At 44.0% G+C, this 7,157-nt stretch carries 10 protein-coding genes; 2 read left to right on the top strand and 8 right to left on the bottom strand.

Translation table 11 applies throughout. The features are described 5' to 3' along the window. Positions 1-110: 110 nt before the first annotated feature. The 5 genes from G5B43_RS19105 to G5B43_RS19295 form a co-directional block, all read right to left on the bottom strand. A complete protein-coding gene (locus G5B43_RS19105; protein WP_165296402.1) occupies positions 111-908 on the bottom strand; it encodes a zinc-dependent peptidase in 798 nt (265 codons plus the stop codon). A 137-nt stretch (positions 909-1,045) separates the two neighbouring features. Then, a complete protein-coding gene (locus G5B43_RS19100) occupies positions 1,046-1,261 on the bottom strand; it encodes a type II toxin-antitoxin system Y4mF family antitoxin (RefSeq protein ID WP_165296401.1) in 216 nt (71 codons plus the stop codon). Positions 1,262-1,384: 123 nt separating this feature from the next. Continuing rightward, complete coding sequence (locus tag G5B43_RS19095; RefSeq protein WP_240904930.1) at positions 1,385-1,753, bottom strand: DUF4260 domain-containing protein; 369 nt, start codon at positions 1,751-1,753, stop codon at positions 1,385-1,387. Positions 1,754-1,871: 118 nt separating this feature from the next. After that, positions 1,872-2,096 carry a hypothetical protein gene (locus G5B43_RS19090; protein WP_165296400.1) on the bottom strand — a complete coding sequence of 75 codons (225 nt, stop codon included), beginning with the start codon at positions 2,094-2,096 and terminating at the stop codon, positions 1,872-1,874. A gap of 133 nt (positions 2,097-2,229) precedes the next feature. After that, positions 2,230-2,700 (bottom strand): hypothetical protein, encoded by a 471-nt coding sequence (locus G5B43_RS19295; protein ID WP_206367429.1) that lies wholly within the window; start codon positions 2,698-2,700, stop codon positions 2,230-2,232. Positions 2,701-2,956: 256 nt separating this feature from the next. Here G5B43_RS19295 and G5B43_RS19080 point away from each other — a divergent pair, with 256 nt between their 5' ends. Further along, a complete protein-coding gene (locus G5B43_RS19080; protein ID WP_165296399.1) occupies positions 2,957-4,258 on the top strand; it encodes an ATP-binding protein in 1,302 nt (433 codons plus the stop codon). A 310-nt stretch (positions 4,259-4,568) separates the two neighbouring features. Here G5B43_RS19080 and G5B43_RS19075 read toward each other — a convergent pair whose 3' ends face one another. From G5B43_RS19075 to G5B43_RS19065, 3 genes are read right to left on the bottom strand one after another with little or no spacing between them, the layout of a single operon-like run. Further along, positions 4,569-4,763 carry a hypothetical protein gene (locus tag G5B43_RS19075; protein WP_165296398.1) on the bottom strand — a complete coding sequence of 65 codons (195 nt, stop codon included), beginning with the start codon at positions 4,761-4,763 and terminating at the stop codon, positions 4,569-4,571. Beyond that, positions 4,760-5,173, bottom strand: a complete 414-nt coding sequence (locus G5B43_RS19070; protein ID WP_165296397.1) for a DUF5675 family protein — start codon at positions 5,171-5,173, stop codon at positions 4,760-4,762. The genes G5B43_RS19075 and G5B43_RS19070 overlap by 4 nt, the downstream gene beginning before the upstream one ends. A 1-nt stretch (position 5,174) precedes the next feature. Then, entirely contained in the window at positions 5,175-5,798 is a 624-nt protein-coding gene (locus tag G5B43_RS19065) for a fibronectin type III domain-containing protein (RefSeq protein ID WP_165296396.1), read from the bottom strand. 673 nt (positions 5,799-6,471) lie between these two features. On the opposite strand from G5B43_RS19065, the gene G5B43_RS19060 reads away from it, so the two are divergent. Then, positions 6,472-7,071, top strand: a complete 600-nt coding sequence (locus G5B43_RS19060; RefSeq protein WP_165296395.1) for an RNA polymerase sigma factor — start codon at positions 6,472-6,474, stop codon at positions 7,069-7,071. The last annotated feature ends 86 nt before the right edge of the window (positions 7,072-7,157 follow it).

Raw genomic sequence — 7,157 nt, 5'->3', positions numbered from 1 at the left:
GAATATATTTTCATAGCCAGCCGGAACAGCTATTCGGAAATCTACATATGTCTCACCTTGTTGCATCATTGTACCTCCCAGCAAAGTTCGTCAATATCCGCGAAATTCCGTTATGGCAATTCGGATACACCATAGATTTGGTCCAACATATGGTATAACTTCGGATGATCCTCTTTTAGCAAGGCAGGCTTTTTGAAGAAATACTCGGATACAACGGCAAAAAATTCCGCTTCATTGGTACCTGCGTATGCTCGAATATCGGATTCGCCCGATCGGATCTCGCGGATGGTTTTATGCATCTCTTTGATCCAAGGCTCGATCAACGACTTCGGGATAAGATATTCGGGAATACCATCCACCTCGCCATCGGCCTTGTCAATGAGGTGTACAAACTCGTGAATGGCGGTATTGCCAGCAGACATATTCAAAAAACCATTTCTTAACGCCTGCTGTGATAGGATCATCTTACTGCTGAGGGCACCTGAACCAACCATCCCAGCGACATTTCTCTGTTCGCTCGCCGTACTGAAGCGCTCATCAAAATAATCAGGATACACCAGTACTTCGGTGAGATTGCGGTAGACCCATAATTTGAAATGAAAAAGCGGAATGGTGGCACTCGCCGCAATGAGTACTTTATCCTCGTCGGTAACCACAGCCCCTTTTTCTGCCGATATCTTGGTATGCTCCAAAAAATAGCGTACCCTTGTCAAGAACGTCTGCTGTTCATCCGTTGGCAGATGACGATAAAACCGTACTTGCTTCTCGAGGATCTCTCCCATCAGCTCGTCTGTGAAGGCAACAGGTACTGGAATTTTCTTCGTACCGCTGTACTTAAAAATGTAAATAATAACCACAATGGCAAAAAGCATGAGGCCAGCGACAATGAAATAGGACGAATCATTCATAAAACTTGCTATATCTTTCTTCTAAAAGATCTTTATACTTTTTCTTGTATTCTTCCGAAAGAAAAGAACTATCTATCCAATGTAACGCAACTGGTTTTCTTTTCTTAAAACGTTTAGCAATACCTGCTATCTGCTTATTATTTAATCCTGGCTAGTTCTCTTGCATTTACGGGAGCTAAAGTATGCCCGAACATTTTAAGTACTTGATTTACTTTCTCGAGATTCAGGTTTTCTTTCCCCTGTTCTATTTTTCGGATTACGGTTAATGCAACTCCCGCTCGTTCAGCAAACTCTTCCTGGGTAAGATTTACTTCCTTTCTTTTTTGCTTTACAAAATCTGCAAGTGCCATCATTATTATATGCTTTTGCAACGAATTTAAGAAAAAAAACCGTATTATATGCAAAAACATATAAAAATATTTATTCACGTTAAATTATATGCATTTAGATATAAAGACAGGGATGAAATATAAATTCTACTTCTTTTTACCGATCCAGCCGAGATGCGTATGCTTAAAATCATCACCATACTTTAACCCATAACCGAAAATCCGATCCATGGCCGAATGGCCGAAGAGAATGATACCCGCGAGGGACAATACCGGGATGTGGAATATGAACCCAATGGCTAAAACCAACAATGCCGTGAATTTATGGTGAACAATATTGTACGCAACGGCTCCTACGCGGGGATTTACCGCATAGCCGAACATGGAAATATCAGGTAATAAAAGACAAGCTGGGAATACCCACCAGGCGTAATCCAATTGCGTAAACAACAAAATAGCCAGCAAAAATTGTCCGACTTCTTCCAGTTTCAATAGGGTATCCATTTGTTTCGTCATCGTATATGCTGTCTAAAATCTTCCACAATCCAATATCTAGTGGTTCGATAAAGATAACAAAAACTCCCGAGGCTTTCGCCCCGGGAGTTCGCAACAATATAAACCCAACAAAAGAAACTTACCAATTACGTCGTCGCCTTCGCCGCCTGCCTTCGAGAAGCCGGCTGGTGAGGTAGCTGACCGCAGCACCTATCACTGCAACCACTGCCGTATGCAGGAGGTTACTCCAGTCGAAGCTGTTCCAGACGGAGCAGATGGCACCGATGATCGTTGCAGCGGTTACCATGAGCTCATCGTCTTTCATTCGTGTAAAGCCGATAAGCGCTTTAAATTTTGTAGCCATTTTTATGCTTTTTATGTTCTCCTCGCGAGATCGAACAGTACAAACGTAAAAAGCAACCTAGCTTCAAATGAACTTTTGATAGAAATTGATAAGATTTGATAAAACCAAACCCGATTTATCGGGAGAGCTCTCATCAGCCTTTGAAAAAAAATAATAGATGAAAATTAACCGAAAAGAAACGCATTTTGCGCCTATACATCGTGTTTACCGCAATGTAGTTGACGGCTTCGACACTGTACAAAACGGACAAGTCAAGTTGCAAAATGAATTCAGCAAGGGACAAAACGCTCCAAGCAAGTGTAAGAGCGGTTTCGGCACGCCGCAAGACCGATATGTCGCGTGCAGGCACTGTCAGGACACTGTACATGTCCGCTCCGCCAGTGTACAAGCGCATTTTGTAACATGATAAAGCGGACAACACAAGGGACAACAGGGTCTTGACAAGACGGAGATGCTGGAGCAATAGCGTTGTTTTTCCAGCACCGCGCGGCCCCTTGATACCGATCATGCGCTGATTCCAATTGATCTTTTCATGAAGATATCTACGAAAATCATTCGTAACACTTTGTAACAAAATATCCTGAAAGTTTAGAAGTGTATCCATTTTGCAGTTTTGAAACTACAAATCCCCCCCCCGTCTTCGTATAATTAATCAGATTATTCACGATATTAAAACCCACAAAGTAGAGCAGAACAACAGCAGGGCAGCTATTGACAGCGTATACCCACTCATCGGGCACCGTTTTTCACGCACGAAATTCAAAACTCGTACATAAAAGTATAGTGTTTACACAAATAGTCGTACATAAAAATGTAGTGATCATACAAAAAGTCGTACATATTTTTGTATTTTTGTTTTCATGAGACGTGATCTTTACGAAAAGCTACTTGAGTGGAAAGGGCGAAAATCGCATAAACCACTTATTATCCGTGGTGCACGCCAGGTGGGCAAAACATGGTTAATGAAACATTTTGGTAAAACAGAATATAAAAACGTAGCTTATGTTAATATGGAGAGTAATGCTGTAATCCGTGATTTGTTTAAGCTAGACTTCAACATCGACCGCATTTTGTTAGGCCTTCAGATTGAGACCGGTATGCCTATCGATGCGGATACCTTAATCATCTTTGATGAAATACAGGAATCACCCGAGGCAATTACCTCGTTGAAATATTTTTACGAGAATGCTCCTCAATATGATATTATCTGTGCCGGATCACTGTTGGGAGTAGCATTGACGCGCCATACGTCATTTCCGGTAGGCAAGGTTGAATTTTTAGATTTATACCCACTACGATTTTCCGAGTTTGCTGCAGCATTAGGAGAACGTGCGCTCGTAACCCTGTTGGAGAATCCCGATTGGACACTCATTGCTGGATTCTCTTCTCGCTATGTGGAACTTCTGCGACAGTATTATTACGTTGGCGGGATGCCTGAAGCGGTAACTGCTTTTGCTGAAAACAAAAACTTCCAGCAAGTACGCGAGATACAAAAAAGAATTCTTGCCGCATACGAGCAAGATTTCTCCAAACATGCTCCTAGTTCGATCGTACCACGCATACGCATGCTATGGAACTCTATTCCGGCACAGTTGGCAAAAGAGAATAAAAAATTTATATATAGTATTATTCGGCAAGGTGCACGCGCGAAGGATTATGAGCTCGCGATCGCTTGGTTGATTGACTGTGGTCTAGTACACCGCGTGCATAATGTAACTAAGCCTGGTATACCACTTAAAGCTTATGAGGATTTCAATTCGTTTAAAATATTTTTGGTAGATGTAGGTCTATTAGGAGCTATGACCGATTTAGATGTACGCACTTTGCTAGAAGGCCAAGCGTTATTCCAGGAATTTAAAGGCGCATTGACAGAACAATACGTATTGCAAGAATTAACCGCCCGCGGAGACATGAGTATCTACTATTGGTCTTTGGAAAATTCAAGAGCCGAAATAGACTTTTTAATTCAAAAAAACGGCAAAATCATACCGATAGAGGTAAAAGCCGAAGAAAACCTGCAGGCCAAAAGCCTTCGCGTTTATTACGACAAGTATAAGCCCGACACAGCTATACGAACCTCTATGAGCAATTATCGAGAAGAGGACTGGATGACTAACATACCCTTGTATGCGCTAACAACAGCGCCCAACCTATTCGAGTAGCGAAACCCTACTCGCTCGTTAGGACAACCGGAGCATGTAGCAAAGCTTGTCGCCTTCCTTATCGGTGAAGAAAATGGCTACTAAAAAACTCCCGAGGCTTACACCCCGGGAGTTCGCAACAATATAAACCCAACAAAAGAAACTTACTAATTACCGCCGTCGCCTTCGTCGCCGACCTTCCAGCAAGCGGCTGGTGAGGTAGCTCACCGCAGCGCCCACCACCGCGATCAATGCCGTGTGCAAGAGGTTGCTCCAGTCGAAGCTGTTCCAGACCGAACAGATGGTACCACCAACCGTACCAAACTGCACATTACTCATCGTCCGCATCGCTGCCCTCCTTTCTTTCGGCTTTTGGCTCCGTATCCTCCTCCTGCATCACCTGCTCGATGATACCCAAGCCCACCGCGATGTACTTCAACACGCTCATCGCTTTTGCCGGGAGCTTGATGGGTGCCAGCAGTACCACCTGTACTGCCTGGCTGATTTTCCGGATGACTTTTTTCATCGCCCCTCCCGGATTAAAAGAAACACTTCATCTCCCTGCTCCCATAGAGTGTAGACCAGGGCCTTAAGTTTATCCAACGCTTTACCGCTTTCGTCACCGGTGCCCTCGCCGGTGAGCTCGGTGACAGGTGCGATGCATCCCATTAGTTGCTTCATGGCGTTGTTGGCGGCGTGGATCAAGATGGCTTCCCGTCCGAGGACAGCCGGGATACCGATCTGCTCTCCGTGCTTGGTATACTTCCGCTTTTCCAGCTTGTAGCACCCTTCCGGGATGCAGCTTAAACGCTGCAAGTTGTTACGCCAAGGAAGCTCGATCGTATGGCAGATCTTCTCGCCGTTGAAGTAAATCGTTCCGTTGGTTCCCTGTTCTCCGTAAGTCCGTCGGAGAACCAAGGTGCTCTTCAATGCCATATTATCTGACCACCATTGTTGCGTTATCACTCCAATCCCCGGTTCCCTGCGTGTTTAGCGCACGCACCCGCACTTCATAGCGTTCAGCTGCCGTCAACGGTGCAATAATATTGGCACGCGATGAGCTTGTCGTGAAGCGCTCACTCCATTCGGCCTCGCCCTGCAAGCGATATTGATACTCATATAGCAACACGTTGCGCTGTTTATCAAAATCCAGCCTCACCTGCCCCGATTGCCTACCGTCGCTGAGCTTTACACCTTCCACCTTCAGGGGAACCTGAACGGAACCGCTGGTCCCATTGGTCGGGAAGCCCGAACTCAACAAGGTCGATAAGTGCCCCTCTGCCACGCCATTTACATAATACGCCAGCTGACGCAGCGCAGCCTCCAGCGGTAGACGGCTTTCGTTCTTGAGGGCTGTTTCCTCCGGTGAACCGCGGCGTCTTGCAGCCGTTAGCTTCGCCGAGAAATCATCCAGCAGTTCTTGTACCGCCGCCAATGCAGGCGTTGGTTGTTCGAAGTGTACATTGTCTGTCATAGCACCGATGATCGTTGCAGCGGTTACCATGAGCTCATCGTCTTTCATTCGTGTAAAGCCGATAAGCGCTTTAAATTTTGTAGCCATTTTTTATGCTTTTTATGTTCTCCTCGCGAGATCGAACAGTACAAACGTAAAAAGCAGCTCCGCCTCGAATGAACTTTTGATAGGATTTGATAGAAATTGATAAGATTTGATAAAATTTAACCGAAAAAAGCTCCATTTTGTACCTATACATAGCGTCTACCGCATTGTAGTTGACCGCTATGTCATGGTACAAAACGTACAACGCAAGGCACATCGTCGAGAAGTCCGGCAACAAATGCATGCACTTACGGGACACCACGCGCCACTACCTGTAGTTGATCAACAAGTCACCCAACAAAACTCACATGTAGCGTGCAGGCATCGTCAACGCATAGTACATAACGCATATGTCCAGTGAAAACAGCAATAATACACCAGACATACCGGCTATGTCGTGGTACAAAACCGTTATATCACGTGCGTGCATCCACATGTATATGTACATAACGACACCGATTTCCGCCGAAAGAAAAGAACTATCTTTCCCAAAGTAGATAAAACGCGCCAAAACTATTATCAATGACTCCGCAAACATCCCCATTACGAAGCCAATGTAGCGCGGCGGTAAAAATATCGTAACAAATACACAAAATTTTCAATAAAGAACTATATTTACTGCCACTTATATAAAAATAACGTAATCGATTCCAACCATTTTTCGTTTTATCAGCAAATGAACGGGATAAAAAATAGCGACTACAACAAACTTGCTGATGAAGTCCTCATTAATCTTATTCGTCAAGACGACGAAAAGGCCTTTGCTGTCCTGTACGAGCGTTACAGTGGAGCCTTATATGTACATGCCTATGGACTGATCCAAAATCGGGAGGATACTAAAGATCTCCTTCAACGCGTCTTCACGAAGATATGGGATATAAGAGACACCTTGCATAGCGAAATCAATCTTTCTGCCTACCTCTACCAAATGCTCAAAAATATGTTCATCAATAGCTTGGCGCATAACAAAGTTATCGACAGATACCTCGACAACCTATCCGGGTATGCCAACACTTATGTGGCAGATACCGACTATCGCATACGTGAAAAACAATTGCAGGCCTGTATTCAATCTGAAATCCAGCAACTCCCTCCTAAAATGCGGGAAATATTTGAACTAAGCAGAACAGCGTATCTCACGCATCGCGAAATTGCTGAAAAATTAGGTATTAGCGAAAAAACCGTAAAAAACCAGATCACCAATGCGCTTAAACTTTTAAAGTCGAGGCTTCCTCACCTGATATTTTTGTTAGTTCTATTCCAAGCACGACCCTAGTTATAAAAACTCAGTTTTAAGTTTTTTTTAAAAAACACTCCTTAAGTTTTTAAAATAACCTGTCCACTTTTTGCTGACGATTTACA

The sequence above is a fragment of the Sphingobacterium sp. SGR-19 genome (assembly GCF_011043555.1).
Taxonomy (GTDB): domain Bacteria; phylum Bacteroidota; class Bacteroidia; order Sphingobacteriales; family Sphingobacteriaceae; genus Sphingobacterium.
This window is presented reverse-complemented; position numbering and strand designations above follow the sequence as displayed.